General features: G+C 48.8%; 19 protein-coding genes and 1 tRNA gene. 10 read left to right on the top strand and 10 right to left on the bottom strand.

The genetic code is table 11. From position 1 onward, the window contains the following. Positions 1-65: 65 nt before the first annotated feature. The 8 genes from nadA to NF347_RS12105 all read right to left on the bottom strand — a co-directional run bounded on the left by nadA (position 66) and on the right by NF347_RS12105 (position 5,721). Positions 66-1,016 carry a quinolinate synthase NadA gene (nadA, locus tag NF347_RS12140; protein ID WP_107035381.1) on the bottom strand — a complete coding sequence of 317 codons (951 nt, stop codon included), beginning with the start codon at positions 1,014-1,016 and terminating at the stop codon, positions 66-68. Positions 1,017-1,416: 400 nt separating this feature from the next. Further along, positions 1,417-2,067, bottom strand: a complete 651-nt coding sequence (upp, locus tag NF347_RS12135; RefSeq protein ID WP_107035380.1) for a uracil phosphoribosyltransferase — start codon at positions 2,065-2,067, stop codon at positions 1,417-1,419. Between the two features lie 128 nt (positions 2,068-2,195). Next, positions 2,196-2,807 carry a TatD family hydrolase gene (locus NF347_RS12130; protein WP_107035379.1) on the bottom strand — a complete coding sequence of 204 codons (612 nt, stop codon included), beginning with the start codon at positions 2,805-2,807 and terminating at the stop codon, positions 2,196-2,198. Beyond that, a complete protein-coding gene (gene yidD / locus NF347_RS12125) occupies positions 2,804-3,034 on the bottom strand; it encodes a membrane protein insertion efficiency factor YidD (RefSeq protein ID WP_237612982.1) in 231 nt (76 codons plus the stop codon). The genes NF347_RS12130 and yidD overlap by 4 nt, the downstream gene beginning before the upstream one ends. Further along, positions 3,018-3,497, bottom strand: coding sequence for a ribonuclease P protein component (locus tag NF347_RS12120; RefSeq protein ID WP_107035377.1), 480 nt, complete (start codon positions 3,495-3,497; stop codon positions 3,018-3,020). Before NF347_RS12120 ends, yidD begins: the two co-directional genes overlap by 17 nt. Beyond that, on the bottom strand, positions 3,469-4,227 hold the full coding sequence (locus NF347_RS12115) for a uroporphyrinogen-III synthase (protein ID WP_107035376.1): 759 nt from the start codon (positions 4,225-4,227) through the stop codon (positions 3,469-3,471). Before NF347_RS12115 ends, NF347_RS12120 begins: the two co-directional genes overlap by 29 nt. Before the next feature lie 30 nt (positions 4,228-4,257). After that, the gene (locus NF347_RS12110; protein WP_107035375.1) at positions 4,258-5,118 is read right to left on the bottom strand and encodes a DUF4271 domain-containing protein; all 861 of its coding nucleotides are present in this window, start codon (positions 5,116-5,118) and stop codon (positions 4,258-4,260) included. Positions 5,119-5,169: 51 nt separating this feature from the next. Continuing rightward, positions 5,170-5,721, bottom strand: a complete 552-nt coding sequence (locus tag NF347_RS12105; protein ID WP_107035374.1) for an LOG family protein — start codon at positions 5,719-5,721, stop codon at positions 5,170-5,172. A gap of 285 nt (positions 5,722-6,006) precedes the next feature. On the opposite strand from NF347_RS12105, the gene NF347_RS12100 reads away from it, so the two are divergent. The 3 genes from NF347_RS12100 (at position 6,007) to NF347_RS12090 (ending at position 11,064) form a co-directional block, all read left to right on the top strand. Next, positions 6,007-6,080: transfer RNA gene (locus NF347_RS12100), tRNA-Asp, on the top strand. 658 nt (positions 6,081-6,738) lie between these two features. After that, positions 6,739-9,435, top strand: a complete 2,697-nt coding sequence (locus NF347_RS12095) for a SusC/RagA family TonB-linked outer membrane protein (protein WP_107035373.1) — start codon at positions 6,739-6,741, stop codon at positions 9,433-9,435. Positions 9,436-9,447: 12 nt separating this feature from the next. Next, on the top strand, positions 9,448-11,064 hold the full coding sequence (locus NF347_RS12090) for a RagB/SusD family nutrient uptake outer membrane protein (RefSeq protein WP_161953388.1): 1,617 nt from the start codon (positions 9,448-9,450) through the stop codon (positions 11,062-11,064). A gap of 232 nt (positions 11,065-11,296) precedes the next feature. On the opposite strand, the gene NF347_RS12085 is transcribed toward NF347_RS12090, so the two are convergent. After that, entirely contained in the window at positions 11,297-12,490 is a 1,194-nt protein-coding gene (locus NF347_RS12085; RefSeq protein WP_161553775.1) for a multidrug effflux MFS transporter, read from the bottom strand. 115 nt (positions 12,491-12,605) lie between these two features. Between NF347_RS12085 and NF347_RS12080 the strand changes: the two genes are divergently transcribed. The 7 genes from NF347_RS12080 (at position 12,606) to NF347_RS12050 (ending at position 21,336) form a co-directional block, all read left to right on the top strand. Next, positions 12,606-14,000 carry an MATE family efflux transporter gene (locus NF347_RS12080; RefSeq protein WP_107035371.1) on the top strand — a complete coding sequence of 465 codons (1,395 nt, stop codon included), beginning with the start codon at positions 12,606-12,608 and terminating at the stop codon, positions 13,998-14,000. 240 nt (positions 14,001-14,240) lie between these two features. Continuing rightward, positions 14,241-14,663, top strand: a complete 423-nt coding sequence (gene ybeY, locus NF347_RS12075; protein ID WP_107035370.1) for an rRNA maturation RNase YbeY — start codon at positions 14,241-14,243, stop codon at positions 14,661-14,663. Continuing rightward, positions 14,660-16,543 carry a tRNA uridine-5-carboxymethylaminomethyl(34) synthesis enzyme MnmG gene (mnmG, locus tag NF347_RS12070; RefSeq protein WP_107035369.1) on the top strand — a complete coding sequence of 628 codons (1,884 nt, stop codon included), beginning with the start codon at positions 14,660-14,662 and terminating at the stop codon, positions 16,541-16,543. Before ybeY ends, mnmG begins: the two co-directional genes overlap by 4 nt. Then, a complete protein-coding gene (locus NF347_RS12065; protein WP_370585858.1) occupies positions 16,540-17,109 on the top strand; it encodes an adenine phosphoribosyltransferase in 570 nt (189 codons plus the stop codon). The genes mnmG and NF347_RS12065 overlap by 4 nt, the downstream gene beginning before the upstream one ends. A gap of 52 nt (positions 17,110-17,161) precedes the next feature. Beyond that, complete coding sequence (gene uvrC, locus NF347_RS12060) at positions 17,162-19,018, top strand: excinuclease ABC subunit UvrC (RefSeq protein ID WP_107035367.1); 1,857 nt, start codon at positions 17,162-17,164, stop codon at positions 19,016-19,018. A 39-nt stretch (positions 19,019-19,057) separates the two neighbouring features. After that, complete coding sequence (locus tag NF347_RS12055) at positions 19,058-20,419, top strand: aminopeptidase P family protein (protein WP_107035366.1); 1,362 nt, start codon at positions 19,058-19,060, stop codon at positions 20,417-20,419. A 20-nt stretch (positions 20,420-20,439) separates the two neighbouring features. After that, positions 20,440-21,336: a DMT family transporter gene (locus tag NF347_RS12050; protein ID WP_306254271.1), complete on the top strand. Its 897-nt coding sequence runs from the start codon at positions 20,440-20,442 to the stop codon at positions 21,334-21,336. Positions 21,337-21,455: 119 nt separating this feature from the next. Here the strand turns inward: NF347_RS12050 and NF347_RS12045 are convergent, their stop codons facing one another. Next, the gene (locus NF347_RS12045; RefSeq protein ID WP_107035364.1) at positions 21,456-22,811 is read right to left on the bottom strand and encodes an alpha-L-fucosidase; all 1,356 of its coding nucleotides are present in this window, start codon (positions 22,809-22,811) and stop codon (positions 21,456-21,458) included. Positions 22,812-23,558: the final 747 nt, after the last annotated feature.

Below are 23,558 nucleotides of genomic sequence, written 5' to 3'. Positions count from 1 at the left end.
CAACACCATTTCAACACTTATTTACCATCGTTTTCATGTTAAAATAAAACATACTCTTACATACCTTATCTCGACATCTGAAGCATCCTTACTATCGGACGTCGGGCACGCTCGGCAAGCGTGGCATCTACCTCTACTTCGGGCGACATTTCGGCCAGACAGCGGCGTAGTTTTTCAAGTGTGTTGAGTTTCATATATGCGCACTCGTTGCATCCGCAGGTATCCGACGGCGGAGCGGCTATAAATTCCTTTTCAGGACATTGGAGACGCATCTGATGAAGTATGCCGCTTTCGGTAGCCACTATGAACCGTGTGGCCTTGCTTTCGCGTGCATACTGGAGCAGTACGGCTGTCGATCCCACCTTGTCGGCTACGGTCTGGATAGGTTTACGGCATTCGGGATGAACGAGTATCTCCGCGTCGGGATTTTCTCTCTTAAGCTCAAGTATTTTCTCAAGCGAGAAACGTTCATGTACGTGACATGCTCCATCCCACAACACCATGTTGCGGCCTGTCAGGCAGTTGATATATTCTCCGAGATTACGGTCGGGACCGAATATGATTTTCTCGTCATCCGGAAGAGAATTCACTATCTTAAGAGCATTGCCCGAGGTGACTACTATGTCGGTGAGAGCTTTTACGTCGGCTGTAGTGTTTACGTAGCTAATGACCGTATGACCGGGATGAAGCTTTATAAATTTTTCGAAGTCCTCGGCCTTGCAGCTGTCGGCAAGAGAGCATCCGGCTTCCGGATCAGGCACGAGAACACGTTTGTCGGGACAAAGTATCTTGGCTGTTTCTCCCATGAAATGCACTCCGCACATCACTATTACATTCTCTTCCACATCCTGGGCTATGCGGGCCAGTGCCAGGGAGTCGCCTATGAAGTCGGCCACATCCTGTATCTCAGGATTTGTGTAGTAATGGGCCATTATCACCGCGCCCTTTTCTTTTTTAAGCCGGTTTATCTCTTCGTGCAGACGGGTTGTTTCCTCGGAGTAGCTCTTTGTACCCATGATTTATATAGTATAGGATAAAATTAAAATATAATACCAAGTAAAAGCAATAATGTCTGTAAGCGGTGTGGAAAGAAATATTTCCTTCATTGCCCGCAAATACGTTGTCAACACTCTTACTTACATTGACTTTATATTTATAAACACTAATGTATATTGAATATCAGTATATTATATAGTTTATAAACATGGTGTCAATTTCATGCAAAGTTAATAAATATTTGAGAATGCAAAGCTTCATAATTGTAAAAAATGCATCAGGAAGTTTGTCATAACTTTGTGTGTTGTCATATATTTGCTTGGGGAGGGCTTGTAAATGAGAAGATGCTGAAAAGTATGTTACAGGTATAAACACACTTTTCAACATCTTTATTTACATCGGAGGTATTCTCAGGTATGTTTACTCCTTCACGCCGTAGGCAAGGTCGCCGGCGTCGCCGAGTCCGGGCACTATGTAGGAGTGAGAGTTTATCTCATCGTCGACAGTCCCTGCCCACAGTGTGGTTTCGGCAGGGAACGCGCGTTCCACATATTCTATGGCCTGGCGTGAGGCTATGACTGATGCTATATGTATTTTGGAGGGATTTCCTTTGGTGAGAAGCGCTCGATAGCTTAGTTCCATCGACGATCCGGTGGCAAGCATAGGATCGACAATGACGAGGGTCTTTCCGTCAAGCTTGGGAGAGGCTATGTATTCGATAAAAACGTCGAAGTTTTCTTTTTCGCGATATTTGCGATAAGCTGATACGAATGCATTCTCGGCTTCGTCGAAGTATGAAAGAAATCCGTAATGAAATGGCACTCCTGCGCGGAATATGGTTGCAAGCACCACCTTGTCGGATATATTGCGGCACGGGGCTATACCCAGCGGAGTAGTGATGTCCACTTTGTCGTAGGCGAGTGTCTTGCTGATTTCGTATGCCATTATCTCTCCTATGCGTTCGAGATTTCTACGGAAGCGCATCCGGTCGGTCTGGCGTTCGACTGATCGGAGTTCTGATACATACTGGTTGATGAGCGAAGGTGTTTCTTCGAAATTTATGACTTTCATGACGTTTTTGGTTTGATGCAAAGTTAGCCAATCATTTCCGGGATAAGCGTAAATTTCGAAAAAAATGATCTACATGATATTGATGTGGTATGTGGAGTAATTTTTACAGCTTCACGACCGCTGTTTGTTTATTTTTTGCAGGTCGAGAGAAGGCGTTTGAGATTATTGAACGGAAGCGTCGGGTCTGCCGGTGATATAGCGGCTGCGATGGAATTAATGGAAGTATGGCTCTCGTCGGTTTCGGCAAGTAGCAGATGGGGAGGTATGTTAAGGATGGCGTCGGGGTTGAATTTTTCTCCCAGCGACAGATATATGCCCCGTGATGTGATCTGTCGGGCAGTTTCGGCGTTGCCTCTGAATCCGTGGATAATCCACGGACTGCTGGGACGGTGCTCTTTGTGTAGGCGGAGTATTATGTCGAGGGCTTTGACACAGTGAATGATAAGAGGTTTGCCTGTGTGTTCGGCAAGCTTTATGTGGTGGATGAATATATGGGTCTGAATCTCTTCCGATGCTCCGCGCAGACGGTCTATTCCGGTTTCGCCTATGGCTGCGACATCATTTCGCGTGGCAATATTGTCGAGCATAGACATGGTTTCTTCGATATTGTCCTGTCCGGTAAGCCACGGGTGTATTCCTACGGAGTAATGTTTCCCGTGTTCGAAGCTGTCGAAGAGTGGATCGACGGATATGATGCCGTCGGCCGATAGAAGGTTATGGGTGTGCGTGTCGAGTATCATGGTACGGGATCATAGCCCGATCCTCCCCAGGGATGGCATCGCATAAGGCGTTTTAAGGTAAGCATTGTGCCGCGTAGCGGTCCGTGTTTCTTTAGGGCTTCTATGGCGTATTGGCTGCAGGTAGGGCTGTAGCGGCACGAAGGCGGAAGCATGGGCGATATGCAGGCGCGATAGAAATATACCGGCAGCAGCATGATGGCGACGGCCAATCTATTTACATGATTCATCGCCTTCATCCGGCGTTAGCACGGATCGGTATATGCGGGTAAGTATCTTTTCCACGGCCCGTTGTGTGCGGTTGAAGTCGGTCAAACCTTGTCCGACGTAGATAAATGCTATGTCTACGTTTGTAGCGTCAGTAAGCAATGTTTGACGGCACAGTCTGTATGCTTCGCGACATCTGCGGCGCATGGTGACGCGATCAACGGCATGACGCAGTCGCTTTTTTGGTACGGCGATGAGAAATCTCGCTCCTTTCCATCTGTCGTTTTCGTGACGGTGTGATTCACGCCATACCGCTCGCCACGGATAGGCCATAATGAAGCTGTTCCCACCGTCGGCATTGCCGGCCGGTGAGAACAATTTTTCAATAGCCTTCTGGCTGCAGAGTTTTTCTTTTTTATAAAGTCGGAGCGATGTCATAGGATTGTTGTGGATGCCGTCAGGCTTTGGCTTCTTCGGCAGCTTCATCGCGCAGGAAGTTGTCGAGCGCGGCGGTCATCGAAGGTGCGGATACTGTCGGAGCCTCGATGTCAAGGCGTAGTCCGGCATCTTTAACGGCTTGTGCGGTGGTGAGTCCGAAGCAGCCTATCTTTACGTCGTCCTGCTTGAAATCGGGAAAATTCTTGAGCAACGACGCTATGCCGGCAGGGCTGAAGAAGAGAAGCATGTCGTAGTCAAACTTCTCGTTGGGATCGAACTGTGTGCTCACCGTGCGATACATCACGGCTTTCGTATAACGGATCTTGGCGTTGTCAAGAAGGCTTGTGTCCTCTTTGTGTACATCGCTGACGGCATACAGATAGTTCTCCTTGTTGTGCTTGGTGAGGAAGGGTATGAGTTCTTCCATTTTGCCTGTGTTGCCGTGGAATATCTTGCGTTTGCGATAAAGCGTATATTTCTGCAGATAGAGCGCGATTGATTCGGTGGTGCAGAAATACTTCATGGTGTCGGGTATGGTGACACGCATCTCTTCACAAAGACGGAAGAAATGGTCAACTGCCGTACGTGCGGTAAATATTATAGCCGTGTAGTCGGAAATGGTAATTTTTGACTGACGGAATTCTTTAGCTGTCAGGCCTTCTACCTTTATGAATGGACGGAAATCAATATCCACTCCGTATTTCTGTGCAATATCGAAATAGGGCGATTTGTCGGACGTCGGCCGTGGCTGCGATACTAAAATTTTCTTTACTTTCACGCTTTGCTATGGATAGTTTGACAGACTTGATTACTCTATGTAATTGCTGTTTCGGTATAGAAACACGATGGGTGCAATTTCCAGGGTGCAAAGGTACGAAATAAAGTAGATTAAGGAAAAAATATTGGTATAAAAAATTCTAAATCCTTTGAATATAAATATCATACGTCCGATTACGTAGAATGAACCGCTTATCCAGAGCATGATGACGGTCAGACCCGGATTGAAGAGCAGGGCAAGTGCCGGAAGCAGAAGTGCGAGGGCGAGCAGGGTCTGCGAGGCGTTGAAGCCGCGAAGCCACTGGCTTCGTCCGGATGGTGTGCTGAACACATATCCGGTAATGCTGTATGCAATCAGTTGCAGTCCGTATATTCCGGCTGCGAAGAGGGTGCATATTGCTGTAGAAATGAAAATACCAGGATAAGTGTCAGAAATGAGCCTCCAAGCTCCGGCAATCAGTATCCCTTCGGCAAGAAATAATGTGACGAGTAGTCCGCCGGTGACGAGCGATTCATTGACAGTATGGTCGTCGAATATGTTGGAGTGCTCTCTCACCGTGAGAAGATCCTTCAAGAAGGTTTTTATGAATGTGGAGTGATTGCGGGTAAAAAACGATATTATGCAGAATATGCCTATCACCAGAGCCATGACTCCGCTGTCGTAGCCCGGAAGCATCTGGCGAGGTTCTCCGGGGATACCCTCGGCGCAGGAGGCGGCTCTGTGTATAAGGCTGAGCGATATCAGGTCGGAGGGCGCCTCGCTCTCGATACATATTTCAGCAAAAGGCCATCCTTCGACAGCCGCAGTGCCTGAGGCAATGCTGTCGGGTGCGGATGATTCGGCTATGGAAGCCGGGCCGAACGGCACTATGAATACGCTGTCGTCTTCCACTTATATTATATAGTATGTTGAGTGGTATGAAGGGATTTTAATTGCGTATGATCAACCGAGGCTTTTCTCTACGGCCTCTTCGGGAGTTGATGCCAGATGCCAGAGATTATGGCTTCCCTGACGCATGAAGTGTTGATCTATCGTGCGCTCAAGCATCGCTATAAGCGGGTCATAGTAGCCGGCGGTATTGAGAATTGTTATGTTGCCGTTGTAGAGTCCGAGCTGACGCCAGGTGATTATCTCAAGGAGTTCCTCAAGAGTGCCAATTCCTCCGGGTAGGGCTATGACGGCGCGGCTCATCGAGGCCATGGTCTGTTTGCGGCGGTGCATGTCGGGTGTGGCTATCATACGTCCCAGGTCGGGATGTTGCCATTGACGGTCGATCATGAACTGTGGCAGCACACCTATTGTAATGCCCCCTTTTGAGTTGGCGCCTTCTATGGCCTGCGCCATCAGGCCTCCACGGCCGCCGCCACACACGAGCGGACATCCGGACATGGCGATGAGTTGTCCTGTCTGGCGGGCTGCATCCTTATATATGGGGTCGATACGGCTGCTTGATGCTCCGTAGACGCAGATGGCGTCGGTAATGCTTTGTTCCATTATAATAATATATGGTTGCAAAGTTACAAAACCTGCGCCTTATGATCAAATTCTTACCTGCCTGCGATGAGCGTGTGACGAGGTGTTCCGACATAGTTTCAATCCCTTCGTGTTTGCCTGTTTTTAGGCTAAGAACACCCCGAAAAAGTCAGAAAATCGAAAAAAAACGCGAAAAAGTGATTTTTTTTGACGAAATATTTGGAGGAATCAAAAACTCGTATTAACTTTGCACTCGCAAAACAGCGGTAACGCGCTGTAAAGCTCTCACCCCAGAACCGGGTTTCCGGTGCGGTAGTTCAGTTGGTTAGAATACTAGCCTGTCACGCTAGGGGTCGCGGGTTCGAGTCCCGTCCGCACCGCAGAGGAGAGAGGAGAATGAGTAATTGTTGAGCTTAGGCTCACGTTACTCATTCTTTTTTTATGCCTTTTTGAAATGAAGCCTGCGTGCGTGTCGGGGGTCAGCGGATTTTTCCGGTGGGCGGAAGGGGATGTCGGAGCATAGTGTTATCTTTGCAAAATGAAACCAGACCAACTACTCAGATCCATCCTCCCCGAAGTCCTGATAGACAACTTCGACATTGACCGCTTTGAAAAAAGCGAGAGCCGTTCAAAGCGAGCCTTTCCAACGACTATTTGGCGATATGCTGCTTAAAGCCAAATTTTGATGCGGTTGCCCTGGTTTCCTTAATTTTCTTATGTGTAAATTTATAGTTATTTTTGCATTGCTTAAATATTAAGAGTAATAAGCCTACAACATATTATGTAGAAGTTTACGATGTTTTTGTCTTGTTTTTCAGAGCCTGCTTAGACGCCTGCTTTATAGACGAAGAAAGTAATGGTGTGGCACTTTTAGTGTATTATAGAAACATCGTTAGCGTGTTCGACTAATCTGGCATAAGACTGGCTTGGAATGACGACAGAATACAATAGTACAGATTCCTAATATTCTACGGTTGTTGTAGATTAGATTTATAAACTGTCTGGTCTGGGGAATCTACAGAGATTTAACGAATCAAGATGGGAAGAATCAGTCTTTGTCTTGTCATAATGTTCTTCATCTGTAGTGTTCAAAAAATTGATGCACAAGTACAGAATATCAGAGAGAAACAAGATACCATTTTGGTGACTAAATCATTAGAGCATATCAGGCCCGAGAATATCAAGAAGGGACCATTGAATAGTGCTTTGGATGTATTGAGTGGTCAGTCTGCCGGTGTGAACGTCACCACTAATGGGACTGACCGACTCGCTATGCTGAATAGTATCCGTGTGCGTGGTACCACATCCATTATGGGTGGCAATGACCCGTTAGTAATTATTGACGGAGTGACATCTGACATCGCTACGCTATCTACCATATATCCCGCAGACATCGAGAGTTTCACTATTTTGAAGAATGCTACCGAAACGGCAATGTACGGTTCCCGTGGTGCTTCAGGTGTAATTGAGATTAAGACCAAGAAAGGAACGGGGCGCGGTTTCGAAATATCATATGATGGCAACTACGGATTCGAGTCAATGTATAAACATCTGCAAATGCTAAACGGCCCGGAGTATATAGCTACAGCAGAGGCATTTGGATTAGATTACAATAATGGTGGCTGCAACACCAATTTTCACGATGTAATTACTCGTTCGGGCTTTATACATCAGCATCACTTGGCTTTTAGCGGTGGTTCGGAAAACTCAAACTATCGAGCATCGTTCGGTTTTATGGATCATAATCTAATTGTAAAAGTTAACGATTACCGAAATATAGTGGTAAAACTTGATGCTACACAAAAGGCTTTCAATGGTCGCTTAGTTGGCGATTTTGGTGTATATGGCTACTCGTCAAAGATACACGACGTTTTCGATACACGAATGCTGTTTTACTCGGCAGCTGCACAGAATCCTACATATCCAGCAGGAACTGATGTTAATGGCAACTGGGTGAAGAATTCGGCTGCTTCACACATAAACCACCCCGGAGCACTCCTCTATGAGAAAAATGACTCCGAAGAACGGAATTTCAATACACATTTGGGGCTGAAATTTAATATCCTTGACAATCTGATATTGTCGGCTTTCGGCTCTTATTCATATTCATCTACGGGAAATGCTCAATTTTGTCCTACATGGGTGTGGGCGCAAGGCAATGTTTATCGTGGAGAGTTCAAGGGTGAAGACTACTTTACAAATGTGTCCCTCTCATATAACAAAGCTTGGGGAGACTCACACCTTGATGCTGTTGTTGGCGCAGAATATCTTAAACAGGTAAGGACTGGTTTATGGGTGCAGGCAAAAGGAATAACAACAAATGATTTCTCCTATAATAACATCGGAGCAACATCATCGCGTCCTTTCGGTGGTACGAGCAGTAGCTATGAAGACCCGTCACTTGCTTCAATAATGGGTAGTGTCACATATAGTTACAAGGATAGATATTATATTGCGGCAGCACTCCGTGGAGATGGCTCTTCAATGGTAAGCGATAACAATACTTTCGGATTCTTTCCATCAGTATCACTGAGTTGGGATGTAAAAAAGGAAGGCTTCCTCTCTGATACTGATTTTATAACAATGTTGAAACTAAGAACCGGATATGGTCGGTCAGGAAATCTTGGAGGTATTACATCCTATACAACACTTAATACCGTAAAGGAGAATGGTATCGTATCCATCAACGGTGCACCTACCGTAACCATGGGAAGTATACGCAACACGAATCCGGACCTTAAGTGGGAGACTCGTTCAACATTTAATATCGGTTTTGACTTAGGTCTATGGAATAATCGGTTGATGCTTACCTCGGAATTCTATTACTCAAAGACAACGGATATGCTCTATGAGTATGATGTTCCCGTTCCGACCTTTGCGTTCGATAAGCTGATGGCAAATATCGGCTCGATGTCTAACCAGGGTGTCGAACTCGGAATCTCGGTAGTTCCCATTCAACGGAAGGATATGGAGATGAATATCAACTTCAATATGTCCTGCCAGAAGAATAAGTTACTTTCGCTTAGTGGAGAGTATAATGGTATGCATATGACAGCTTCAGATATTACTCCGATTGGCTCGCTTTATGGCGCAGGCCAGAACGGTGGTGACAATAATGTAGTATATCAGATTGTAGGTCAGCCATTTGGGGTATTCTATCTGCCTCACTGCAAAGGGATTAAAGAAAATAAACTTGGTGGCTACAGTTACGATATTGAAGATTTGAATGATGATGGCGAGATTGATTTTAGCGATGGCGGAGACAGGTATATAGCAGGTCAAGCAACCCCCAAGGTAACTATTGGATCAAACATCAGTTTCCGTTACAAGTCCTTTGATATTGCCATGCAGATAAATGGTGCTTTCGGTCATAAGATATTCAATGGCACGGGCTTGGCTTATACCAATATGTCGATATTCCCTGACTACAATGTATTGAAGGGTGCTCCTGAAAAAAATATTATTGACCAGAATGTCTCAGACTATTGGTTGGAAAAGGGTGACTATGTAAATATTGAACATATTACCATAGGCTACAATATTCCAATGAAATCCAAGGCTGTGAAGTCATTGCGTCTTTCGGCAGGCATTAGCAACCTTGCAACAATCACAGGCTATAGCGGTCTTACTCCAATGATAAACAGTTATGTAGTAAGCAACACTTTGGGCATTGACGACAAACGCACCTATCCTTTATATCGTACCTATTCGTTAGGTCTTAGTATTCAATTCTAACCGCTTACAGTTATGAAAAGATATATAAACATATTGATGGTTGCTTTGGCAACGATGATGACCTCTTGTCTTACTGAAGATCCTAGAGATCAACTTTATGAAGAAGACATTTACAACAATGCCAACAACATATATATTAATGCAGTGGCTGTGCTCTACAATTACATTGGTGGCAGTGCAGACAGTGAGGGTTTACAGGGAACCTGTCGTGGAATTTATGACTATAACACACTTACCACAGACGAAGCCATGATACCTATTCGTGGTGGCGACTGGTACGATGGAGGTTTGTGGACGAATATGTATCAGCATAAGTGGAGTCCTAATGATTTACCACTCTACAATACTTGGAAATACCTCTACAAGGTTGTTGTGTTATCGAACAAATCTCTGCATATCATCGATAAGTATAGACATAACCTATCTGAGGAGCAGAGAGTGGCCTACGAAGCTGAGGTGCGAGCTCTGAGAGCACTTTTCTATTACTACATTATGGATATGTATGGCAGAGTGCCCATCGTAACATCCTATGAACAACCGCAGGATGAAGTTGTGCAGAGCGAGCGTAGCGAGGTTTTCCGTTTTATCGTGAATGAGTTGCAGGAGGTTGCCGAGTTGTTGCCAAATGAGCGTAGTAATAAGATGGGTAACTACTATGGTCGTATAACAACACCTGTAGCTAATTTCCTTTTGGCTAAGTTGGCTCTTAATGCCGAGATATATTGTGATGATAATTGGACTGATGGCGTTCCACGGAACGGTAAAGAGATATTTTTCACCGTCGATGGTGAGAAACTCAACGCTTGGCAGACCTGTATCAAATATTGCGATAAACTTGCCGAGGTAGGTTATCGGTTGGAGGACGATTATAGCTATAATTTCTCTGTGCATAACGAGAACTCCAACGAAAACATATTCACCATTCCGTTGGATAAGAACCTATATGCTGCGCAGTTCTGGTATCTCTTCCGATCACGACACTACAACCATGGCGGTGCGTTGGGTGGCTCATCGGAAAATGGTACCAGTGCCAATATTTCAACAGTCTTAGCCAACGGATACGGCACAGATGATGTAGATGCTCGCTTTGAAAAGAACTTCTATGCCGGCATCGTAGAGGTTGATGGAAAGCCTGTAATGATGGACAATGGACAGCAGTTGGAGTATTTCCCATTGGAGCTAAAGTTGAATCTTACGGGAAGCTCCTATGTCAAGACAGCTGGTGCTCGTATGGCAAAATATGAGGTTGATAGGACCTCACATTCCGACGGTAGACAACCGGATAACGACATCGTGCTATTCCGCTATGCCGATGCTCTCCTGATGAAGTCCGAGGCAAAGGTACGTAATGGTGAGGATGGCTCGTTGGAGTTGAACGAAGTCCGAGGTCGTGTTGGTATGCCATATCGAGAAGCTACGCTTGAGAACATATTGAAAGAGCGTTTGTTGGAGTTAGTATGGGAAGGCTGGCGACGACAGGATATGGTGCGTTTTGGAGTTTATCATAAATCATACGATCAGCGAGTCCAACTGGCTGATGAGAAAAATGGGTATACCACAGTTTTTCCTATTCCACAAAAAAGTATAGACTTGAACCCAAAATTAAAACAAAATGTTGGATATAAATAACTTTAGCCTATGAGTATTCAATTTGACATTGCAAAACAGATTATAGCTGAAACATGCCCTAATCGCAAACTTAAGTTGGAGAATATTTGCCTTTTTGCAGATATTATTCAGCCTAAGAAATATCAAAAAGGTGATATAATTCTAAATGAAGGTGATATCTGTAATTGCCTATTTTATACAATGATTCGGTAAAAATTACCGAAGTAGTTAAACATTGTGTAGGCTCAGCGTATTATGTGTCTAGGTCAGGGGCTATGTGGCGTGTGAGCAGTGCGAATACGCCTGTAATCACGGTAAGAGCAACAAAAACTATTGCTGTGGAGTGAAGTATATCGCCCATGCCTACAAGAGGCGACACCACCGCGCCTACTGCATAACCCGCTACTCCCAGCACTGCCGATGCCTCTCCGGCATGTTGCCTCCCTTCGTTCATGGCAAGTGTGTTTGTGGTAGAGAATATGAGGCCGAGGCCGAGCAGACTCACACACATGCATGCTTCGAAAAGCCAAAGGCTGTGAACGTGCCATAGAGCAATGGCTTGAGCAGCTACACCTGCGGCGAGCAATCCGGCTCCGGTGACGGCTGCTTTTTTCAGAGGGTGAAACCGAAGGGCAAGCATTGATCCGCTCACTACAAACAGCGAGTTGAAACCTATAACGAAACCATAGGATGTCTGCGACAGGCCATAGTGGGTCTGCAATATGAACGGCGCCGACGATATATAGGCGAACAACAGTCCCAGAGCTGCGCCTTTGAAACATACATGAACCATGAACCGGTAGTTGCCTAAAAGATGACGGTAGCCTCCGAATGACCGGAGTATGGATCCAGAGGATCGCTTTGACTCGGCGAGCGATTCTTTCAGTCCAGGCGACAGTGCGAGAATGATGGCGGCGAAAACGGCGAGAACCACAAATACTCCCTTCCAACCCCATTGGTCGGCTGTCACTCCGCCTATCACCGGAGCCGATGCCGGCGCTATGCCGTTGATGGCTCCGATAAGAGCCATGAGTCTGGCCAGAGGCCGCCCGGAATATACATCGGCAGGTATGGTGCGGGCCAGAAAGTATCCGCCCGATGCTCCCATTCCTTGAAAAAGTCGGCAAAGATTGAATGTGTGTATAGTCGGAGAGAATACACTCACTATAGCCGACACTATGAAAAGCGACAGTGACACCATGAGCACCGGACGCCGGCCATAGTGATCGCTCACCGGGCCAAGTATAATCTGTCCGAGTCCAAGCCCTGTCATTCCCATCGTAAGACCCATCTGTCCTGTGGGAACAGAGCAGTGGAAGAATTTCACCATTGCCGGCAGAGCAGGGGAGTACATGTCGTTGACAAACGAGCCGAGAGCGCTCAGACACACCAGATATCCTACCAGAAACGTGTAGTAGCGCGGGTGTGCCGACAGCTGTCGACCCATCGCTGATACTGACGTTGTGCTGTTTGTGTTTTGTTTTGTATTGTCCATATCCTGTTTTATAACAATCTTCCTATTGAATAATGTTGTATTTTTGCATCGGAAAATCGTATCAGGGATGTCGGTAAATGTAAAGAATGCCGGAAAGGTCGATATGATCAACGGACCTTTGGCCGGAAAAATAATGGTGTTCACTCTGCCGATCATAGCGAGCGGCATTCTCCAGCAGTCGTTCAATGCTGTCGATGTCGCCGTCATAGGCCGCTATTCAACCAGCCAGGCCATTGCTGCTGTGGGTAGCAATGGCCCGATCATCAGCATTCTTGTCAATCTTTTTTTAGGCATTGCCGTCGGTGCCAATGTTGTCATTGCCAATTATCTTGGGCAGAAACACAATCAGGCCGTACGACGTTCGGTGTCGACTGTGGCCGTTGTTGCGCTTCTGTCGGGAGCTATTCTTCTCGTGCTTGGTTCTTTATTGGCGCGTCCGATACTTGAAGCCATATCCACGCCACCCGATGTCATAGATCTTGCCACCCGGTATCTCCGAATATATTTCTACGGCATGCCGTTTTCGATGATCTACAATTTCGGGTCGGCCATAATGCGTTCGATAGGCGACACTCGGCTGCCGTTTTATTCGCTTCTCGTGGCTACAATGTGCAACATGGTGCTCGACTGGGTGTTTGTTGCTCTTTTGGGGATGGGGGTCGATGGAGTGGCATGGGCCACTGTGATATCCGTTGCGGTCAATGCCATGATAATAGTATTCTTTCTGATGCGTGAGCCTGATCCTGTGACGCTGCGTCTTAGCCTGCGTCGCCACGATTTTTCGTCGGCCGATTTCCGTAAGATGCTTCAGATAGGCATACCCGCCGGACTTCAGGGAATGGTGTTTTCGATTTCGAATATATTCATTCAATCGTCAATCAACAGTTTTGGATCTGATGCAGTGGCCGGTTCTGCCACAGCTCTGACCTACGAAGCCTACTGCTATTATATAGTGGTTGGCTTCAATGCGGCCGCCATTGCGTTTACAGGGCAGAACTACGGTGCGGGTCGCCTCGACCGTTGCCGCAGGGTGGGGGTGATCTGCATGATGATGAGCGTCGGGCTGTGTGCTCTCGCAAATATTATTATAGTCTGGCAGGAGAAATTCTGTATAGGAGTTTTCACGTCCGATCCGAATGTTGCGCGATATGCCATGATGCGATTCCACACTGTACTGGTGTATCAGTGTCTGGCAAGCAGCTATGAGGTGGCCGGATCATATATGCGTGGTTTCGGCCGGTCGGTGACTCCGATGGTGCTGACGATATTCGGCACGTGTGTGTTGCGTCTGGTGTGGGTTGGCAGTGTAGTGCGTTTCCACCACACTTTCGAGGTGCTGATGATGATATATCCCATCACATGGATCATCACCGGAGTTATGGTTGTCGTCGCTGCTCTGGTTTTGCAGCGTCGTCTGTCGCGTGTTGGAAGAACGGACGGCGGTCAGCTCGAGTCGTGTTGACGACACTTTTTTAGCGCGAGGATTGTGCTGGTCGTATTTTTACGGTTTTGAGAGTCGTAAATTTCCGTATGATTCTCTTTGTTAGCCTGATTTTTTGATTCTAAATTCGTTAAAATTTAATCAAAATACTGATTTGTAAGGTATTATTATTCTTTTTTCTTGTTTATTTTTTTAGCCGGAAAAATTGATTACTTTGGGATATTGCTATTTTTTCTGTTTTTGACTACTTTTGTGATAGTTATGAAACAGATTTCATGGAACAGCCAGGGCATAGACATGCCTGAGCTTGATTTTGCCGCTGTCGAAAAGTGGATAGCCGATGTGGCGTCAAGGCAGGGCAGGGGAGTAGGGCAGATCGGCTATCTTTTCTGCACCGACGAAAAGATTCTGGAGGTCAACCGACAGTTTCTCGATCATGATTACTATACCGACATCATCACGTTCGATTATTCCGACAGCCATATCATATCTGGCGATATAGTCATATCGCTTGATACGGTAAGATCCAATGCCGATCAGTTCGTGCAACCTTACCGGCGCGAGCTGATGCGTGTGATAATACATGGTATTCTACATCTCTGTGGAATCGACGACAAGGGTCCCGGCGAACGCGAGATAATGGAGCGATACGAGGACGAGTCACTTGAAATGATTGGACTATGATCTCTGAGTATGATGTTATAGTGGTAGGTGCCGGTCATGCAGGATGTGAGGCTGCCTCTGCTTCGGCGCGCCTCGGATCGTCGACGCTGTTGATTACCATGGATATGGACAAGATGGCGCAGATGAGCTGCAATCCGGCTGTGGGTGGCATAGCAAAGGGGCAGATTGTCAGGGAAATAGATGCTCTTGGCGGACATATGGGCATTATTTCCGACGCTACTGCGCTGCAATTCCGTATGCTCAACCGTTCCAAAGGTCCTGCGATGTGGAGTCCGCGTGTGCAGTCCGATCGCATGAAGTTCTCTGCCGCTTGGCGTAAAGTGCTTGAGTCCACTCCCGGTCTATATCTATGGAGCGACAGCGTATCACGTCTGATCATCGAGAATGGTGCTGTCAGAGGTGTAGAGACTCTCCACGGAGCGCGTTTTTCAGCTCGCACTGTCGTGATCACGGCCGGAACGTTTCTCAACGGACTGATGCATATCGGTCGTTGTCAGTTTGAGGGCGGACGTATATCCGAGCCGGCATCCATCGGGTTGACAGAGCAATTGCGCGAGGCCGGAATACGCACCGATCGCATGAAGACTGGCACTCCTGTGCGTATCGACGGACGTAGCGTCGACTGGTCGAAGACCGTCAGGCAGGACGGCGATGATGATGATCTGCATCGTTTTTCATACCTGCCTTCGTCGCGTCGTTGCCTCAGGCAGCTTCCATGTCATCTGGTATATACCAACGCTGCTACCCACGATATACTGCGCCGCGGATTGCCGGATTCGCCGCTATATAATGGTCAGATCAAGAGCATCGGACCGCGTTACTGCCCGAGTATCGAGACGAAAATCGTCACCTTTGCGGACAAAACAGAGCATCAGCTTTTCATAGAGCCGGAGTCGGAGGATGGCAATGAATACTATCTCAACGGCTTCTCTTCATCTTTGCCCATGGATATTCAGTTGGAGGCACTGAAGACAATTCCCGCTTTTGCCGACGTACAGATATATCGTCCGGGTTATGCAATCGAATACGATTTCTTCGATCCGACTCAGCTTAGTCATACGCTCGAAAGCCGTGTCATTGATTCACTATTCCTCGCCGGGCAGGTCAACGGCACTACCGGATATGAGGAGGCGGCAGGGCAGGGTCTGATAGCCGGTATCAACGCTCACCGCAAGGCTCACGGGCTCTCGGATTTTACCCTTGCCCGCGATGAGGCATATATAGGAGTGCTGATCGACGATCTGGTGACAAAAGGAGTGGACGAGCCTTACCGTATGTTCACCTCGAGAGCCGAATACCGCATATTACTCCGCCAGGACGATGCCGATATGCGGCTTACACCGCGCGGATATGAGATAGGACTTGTCAGTCCCGAACGTTACGGGCTGATGGAGTCAAAGCGCGGGCAGCGCGATGCCTTCATTGGTTTTGTTTCGTCGTTCAGTGTCAGGCCTTCCGAGGTGAATGCATTGCTCGAAGAGCTTGGCGACACTCCGCTCCGTCAGGGAGTGAAGCTTGTCGACCTTATTCTTCGGCCGCGTCTGACGGTGGCTGTTCTCGCGGGAGTATTGCCTGCGCTTGCCGATTATATTGAAGGGCATATAGAGGCTGAGCGTCGTGATGAGATAGTTGAAGCTGCTGAAATATTGCTCAAATACGGAGGATATATCGACCGCGAGCGACAGATTGCCGAGAAGCTCCGAAGGCTTGACGAGGTGAAGCTTCAGGGACGCATCGACTATGATGCCGTAAGTTCATTGTCGACAGAGGCGCGTCAGAAACTAAAGCGAATAGATCCTTCTACCGTCGGACAGGCGTCGAGAATACCCGGCGTTTCGCCGAGCGACATCAATATACTTCTGCTCTTGCTCGGTAGATGATTGTTTCACGTGGAACGTTAGTTAGTCAATTATTATCAAATACTTATATGGAATACGTTAAGACCAAAATCCGTGATGTAATCGACTTCCCCCAGAAGGGAGTCATATTCCGTGACCTCACCACCGCTTTCAAGGATCCGAAGGCCATACATATCCTCGGATGGAATCTTTCGCAGATATATCGCGACAAGGGAGTTACTAAAGTGGTCGGTATCGAGTCGAGAGGGTTCATCTGCGGTTCGATCCTTGCCTTCGAGCTTGGAGCCGGATTCGTGCCCGCACGCAAGCCGGGTAAACTGCCCAGCGAAGTCATATCGACATCCTATGATAAGGAGTATGGCAAAGACACCATCGAGATACACAGCGATGCGATCACGCCCGATGACGTTGTCGTGATCCACGACGATGTGCTGGCTACCGGCGGCACGATGGCAGCTGTCTACGAACTCGTAAGACGCTTTAATCCCCGGAAAATCTATATCAATGCTATTGTGGAACTGTCCGATCTCGGAGGAAGAGCCAAACTTCCGGCCGAAGCTGAAACCACGGCGCTGATCACATACTGATCCTTTCACAGGCCATATACATCATAAGCCACACACATAAACCGCACTCTTTTTGCCAAAGCATAGAAAATCACACGAACTGGAGGAGAAAATATCCATCCTGCCGTCTACCCCCGGCGTATATATGTACTACGACGCCGAGGGTACGGTCATATATATAGGCAAGGCCAAAAACCTCAAAAGGCGGGTGTCGTCATATTTCAACCGCACTCACGATTCGCTCCGCACCAATCTCCTCGTCAGAGCTATCGCCGATATGAAATATATCGTTGTGCCCACCGAACAGGATGCGCTCAATCTCGAAAACTCCATGATCAAGGAGTACAAGCCGCGCTACAACGTGCTCCTTAAGGACGACAAATCATACCCATGGATTGTAGTCACCAACGAGTTTTTTCCACGGGTGTTCATGACGCGTCAGCGCATCAGGGACGGATCGAAATACTACGGACCCTACACCGACACCGGATCTGCAAGAGCGGTGCTTGATCTCATACGGGAGCTTTATCCGTTGCGGTCATGCAGGGGAGTAATTACTCCCGAAGGGGTCGCCTCGGGCAAATACCGGCTATGCCTCGACTATCATATCAAGCGCTGCTGCGGACCCTGCACGGGACATGTCGATGAAGTCGCCTACCGGCGACATATAGAGCGTGTCAAGGATATATTGCGCGGCGACATGTCGGAGCTGCTCGATCATCTCAGGAAGGAGATGGAGGAGCTTTCATTGCAATTGCGCTTCGAGGAGGCACAGACTGTCAAGGAGCGGTATCAGCTGGTGGAGCGTTACTGCGCCAAGAGTGTCATCGTCAGCCAGACGATCGGTGATGTCGACGTGTTCGGAGTGTGGGACGATGGCGGCGACGAGGTGTTTGTCAATTATATGCACATGCATCGCGGAGCCGTGGTTCGTAGCGTAACCCTTCAGTATCGCCGCTCGATGGACGAAACCGTGGCTCAGCTGCTATCCTATGCCATGGCCGAGGTGGAGCGTGAGCTTGGAGCTGTCTATGATGAGGTAATAGTGCCCGAAATGCCCGACGTGGATATGCCGGGAGTGACATTCATCGTGCCGCAGAGAGGCGACAAGAGCAAGATTCTTGAGGTGTCGGAACGCAATGCGCGACAACACAAGATCGATATGCTGAAACACATGGAGCGCAACGATCCGGAGCAGCGCACCGACCGGCTGCTCGAACGCATGAAAGCCGATTTCCGTCTGTCGGAACTTCCAAGGCATATCGAGTGTTTCGATAATTCCAACATACAGGGCACAAATCCTGTAGCGTCGTGCGTGGTGTTCCGTGACGGCAAACCGTCCAAAAAAGACTATCGTCACTTTAACATCAAGACCGTGGAAGGACCCGACGATTTCGCTTCCATGAAGGAGGTGCTCACACGTCGCTACACACGTCTTGTCAACGAGGGGCAGGGGCTGCCGCAGCTGATCGTCGTCGACGGCGGCAAGGGGCAGCTCAGTTCGGCCGTTGAGGCTCTCGACGAGATGGGACTGCGTGGCACCATCGCTGTCGTAGGCATCGCCAAGCGTCTTGAGGAAATCTATTTTCCAGGCGACAGCGTGCCGCTTTATATCGACAAAAATTCTGAATCGCTCAGGGTCGTGCAGCATCTGCGCGACGAGGCCCACCGCTTTGGCATAACCCATCACCGCAACCGTCGCAGCCGTTCGCAGACAGTGTCGGCTCTCGATTCGATAAAGGGCATAGGCGAGAAGACACGTCAGGCTCTGCTGACGCATTTCAAAAGCCTCAAGCGTGTGCGCGAAGCCGATCTCGACGATCTTGCATCGGTCATAGGCCCGTCGAAAGCTTCTATAGTCTACAATGCCTTTCATCCTGAAGGTGATGCTGATGGGGAAAATTATGAAAATGTCAACATAAACAGCTGAATATAAGTAACTAATAATTTACATAAAACTTAAAGTGTTATGTTTGAGAAAGATATCTATGTAAGACGTCGCGCCGAACTGAAGAAGCGTGTAGGTTCAGGCACACTGCTGTTTCTCGGCAATGATGAGTGTGGATGCAATTATGCCGACAACACATATCCATTCCGTCAGGACTCCACGTTTCTCTACTATTTCGGATTGCCCTACGACGGCCTTGCGGCAGTGATCGATATCGACAACGATCAGGAAATCATATTCGGCGACGAACTTACCATCGACCATATCGTGTGGATGGGAACTCAGCCCACTCTCCACGAAAAAGCACATCTCGTCGGAGTCGACAATGTGCGTCCGTCGGCCGATCTCAGAAGCTGGCTCGACCGCTCTCTTCAGGTCCGGTATCTGCCGGTCTACCGTGCCGAACACCGGCTTAAGCTCTGGCGTCTGCTCGGCATCATGCCGGGAGAGGAAAAGCCTTCGGCCGAATTCATCCGTGCCGTAGTCGATATGCGCAATCACAAGCAGCCCGAAGAAATAGCCGAGATTGAGAAGGCCTGCGATGTCACGTCCGACATGCATATAGCCGCCACAAAGGCCATCCGCCCGGGAATGTACGAATATGAAGTGGCGGCAATCATAGAGCAGGTGGCGGCATCAGCCAATTGCAGCCTGTCGTTCCCCACAATCTGCACCATCAACGGCCAGACACTCCACAACCATTACCACGGCAATCGCATCAACGAGGGAGATATGGTGCTTATCGATGCCGGAGCCGAACGTCCGTCGGGCTATGCGGGCGATATGTCTTCTACCGTATGTGCCGGAAAGATCTTCACATCGCGTCAGAAGGCCGTATATGACATTCAGGTGGCATCTCATCTGGCAGCGGTGGAGATGCTTCGTCCGGGAGTGCCTTTTGTCAAAGTCTACGAACGCGCTTCCGAAGTGATATGCGCCGGAATGCGTGACCTCGGCATACTTAATGGAGATCCTGCCGAAGCTGTTGCCGCAGGTGCCCACGCGATGTTCTTCCAGTGTGGACTCGGCCACATGATGGGGCTTGATGTCCATGATATGGAGAATCTCGGTGAAGAATTCGTCGGCTACGGAGGCAAGCCAAAAAGCACTCAGTTCGGACGCAAGTCGCTGCGTCTCGGACGCGAGCTTGAGGAGGGATTCGTCCTCACTATTGAGCCGGGAGTCTACTTCATACCCGAACTGATCGATCTGTGGAAGGGCGAAGGACGCTTCAAGGAGTTTATCAATTACGGCGAGCTCGAAAAATGGCGCGGTTTCGGAGGAATCCGCAACGAGGAGGACTATCTAATCACAGCTACCGGATCGCGTCGGCTCGGCAAGAAGATACCGCTGACCACCGAGGAGGTTGAAGCACTCCGCTGACCGCTTACTCTGGATATGCAATGAAAGCATCATCACGTGCCATAGTATTGGCCGCCGTCACAGTGTTGAGCTGGTCGACGGTGGCCACTGCTTTCAAGATCGCACTTGCCTCCATGGGAGTGCGGGAGATGATATCGGTGTCGGTTTTCTCTGCTTTCGTGGTTCACGCCGTGTGGATGACGCTCAGCCGTTCGTGGGGCGAATTGAGCCGTCTCTCCGCAAAGATGTGGCTGAAGTTCGCTCTGCTTGGTCTGATAGCCCCTGTGAGCTATTATTTCGTGCTTTTTGAGGCCTATGATCATCTTCCCGCACAGATTGCTCAGCCGATCAATTACACGTGGCCTATCATCCTCTCTGTGCTTATTGCGGTGATCGACCGTCGGCCGGTGTCAGCGTCAGGATATGCCGCGATGGCCGTATCGCTTGCAGGAGTAGCGCTTATATCTCTCGGCGGAGGTGTGGATGGAGCAATATCACTCACGGGGATTGCTCTTGCATTTGCATCCGCATTGCTGTGGGCGCTCTACTGGATTGTCAACGACAGTCTCAAATCGTCCGTCAGCGAAACGACCTCACTCTTCCTGACATTCTTTTTCGGAACGATCTATCTCGCTGCCATGTCGTTGCTCCGTCCGCTCGGACCGATAGCATCCGACGGCCTCCTTGCCGGATGCTACATAGGCATATTCGAGATGGGACTGCCGTTTATATGCTTCGGCATAGCACTGCGCACCACCGACAACCCCGCGCTCGTCAATCAGCTCTGCTACCTCGCGCCATTTCTGTCGCTCTTTTTCGTGGCTCTCTTTGTAGGCGAAACGATAATGCCGTCTACCTACATCGGGCTGATACTTATTGTGGGCGGAATAATCTGCAACCGGTATCTGACCGCACGAAACCGACTGCAGCACACATAGCCTCTCCCGACCGATCACTCGCGATCGTATGCAAAAGACACCGACAGCGTAGCTTGGGCTTATACCCGGCTACGCTGTCGGTCTGTTATCGTCTGATGAAGCCCTACGGCTTCTGACGGTTATTCGGCTTCATTGGCTGTCGACACCGGAGCAGCCTCATTGTCATTGAACGTCATCACCTGACCCTCGCCGGTGTATAGCTTCACCGGCTCTTCAAGTTCAAGAGCCAGAACAGTTATCTCGGGGTCGAGCACTTCGTCGGGAACATTTATGTAGTAAACGCCCGGCACCTGGCTCCATGAAATGTCGTTATACTGGTTCCACGACAGTTCCTTGTCCGTGCCTACCACTCTCACCTTCTTCACGCGGCTCTTCAGACCCTTCACCTCCACCGATTCATTCGGGCGGTAGGGCAGATAGAGATAGAGTATGTCGCCAGCCTGGTTGAGCGATGTATAGGCGTGTACATGTCCGGCCGGAATGCCTGCGCGGGTGTCGTAGATGGCCTCGGCATGCTTTTTTGTCCAGCGGCCGAGATCCTTGAGCACCTTCACCTCCTCTTCGGGGATCGTGCCGTCGGCTTTCGGGCCGATGTCGAGCAGAAGATTGCCTCCGAGGCTTATGCAGTCCACGAGCATTCTCAGCAGCGTTGAGCTGCTCTTGTAGTTGTGATCCTCCGTGCGGTAGCCCCATGAGTCATTTATGGTCATGCAGGTTTCCCACCATTTCGACTCCGGACGTCCCACAGGCACTCCCAGCTCGGGTGTCATATAGTCGCCGTAGCCCTGAATGCGCGAGTTTACTATCACGTCGGGATTGTAGGAGTGGAGCTTGGCCACGATCTGCGGCGATTTCCACTCTTCGGCCGAGTGTTCCCAGTCGCCGTCAAACCACCACAGATCCGGATTCCATTTCGTAGCCAGTTCCTTCATCTGCGCGTCGTTGAAATCAAGGAAATGCTGCCACCGTTTCGGGTCATCCTTGATCTCATATTTTTTTGGTCCGGCGCGGTATATGTCGGTATAGTCCTCACGCGGCCAGTCGATGAGTGAGTAGTAGAATCCGAGCTTGAGCCCCTGCTTGCGCACCGCATCGGCAAACGGGCCGAGAACATCGCGGCGTGCCGGCGACGATTTCACGGCGCTCACATCGCCCGCTTTTGTGTCCCAGAGAGCGAAGCCGTCGTGATGCTTCGTCGTGATGACGGTGTAGCGTGCGCCGCTATCCTTGATCAGCTGCGCCCAGTATTCGGGATCATAATTGGCGGCGGTGAATTCATCGGCCTGTTTCATGTAATCCTCAAGCGTGACGTGGCCGTTGTGGAAAGCCCAGCTCTCGGATGTGCGTCCGGTCGAGTACGGCCCCCAGTGGATAAAAATACCGAGTTTCGCTTTCGAAAACCAGTCCATGCGCTTGGCCTGTTGCTGCGGGGTTTCCCCCTCGACGCTCGACGCTGCTACCGTGGCGCCACCCATTGTTGCAAGGACGGCTGCCGTGATAATAGTTTTAAGGTTCACGTGTAATCAGAATTTTTAAGATGGTTATACTGTTGTTTTTATCATGCGGGATCTCTGGCTGTCAGCTTGCTCCCAGGCCTCTCTCTGCCGGCTTCGCTTCAGCCTGCATCTGTCATGTTACCATTTCAGTTGGTATGCAAAGATAATGGTTAGCTTTGTATTATCCGTCATCCTGTTTCATAATTTTCCATAAAACCCCATTTCCGCATTATCCTGCATTATCCCCTCTCCACCAACTCACCCTCTTCTCCCGCGGCATGTCATCTATTCCCTGTCGGATGAGGTGCGATTCCCGGGTCTGCTATCCCCGATTACTTCTGGAGTTCTGATTCTTCCGAAAACTCCGATTGATTTGACGTCTTCCTCCCCTTTCCTCCATGGTATGAGTTGTTGATGTAGGGTAGAGATTATGGCGTCTGCTACTTGATTTCAGGTAGGCTTGTGTGTCTGTTTTGTCCTTAAAAAGCCTGTGGAGTGCCCCCGATACCGTGGACACGTTGAAAAAATCATTGTTTTGTGGTATTTCCGTATTGTGTGTTATTGTCTAATTTTGCATCGGTTAATCAGGTAAGAAAGATTATGTGATTTCTTTACTCTACACAAAAATATAACGTAAGCCTTCGATCGGGCGGGACAGTGATTGTTCCGCCCGATCGGCATTTGATGGCTGATCCGATGATGCGGCGGATTGAGCTCTTTTTTGAT

Source organism: Paramuribaculum intestinale (genome assembly GCF_030759015.1).
Taxonomy (GTDB): Bacteria; Bacteroidota; Bacteroidia; order Bacteroidales; family Muribaculaceae; genus Paramuribaculum; species Paramuribaculum intestinale.
Note: the sequence above shows the minus strand (reverse complement) of the source record. Positions and strands in the feature narration are given on the sequence as shown.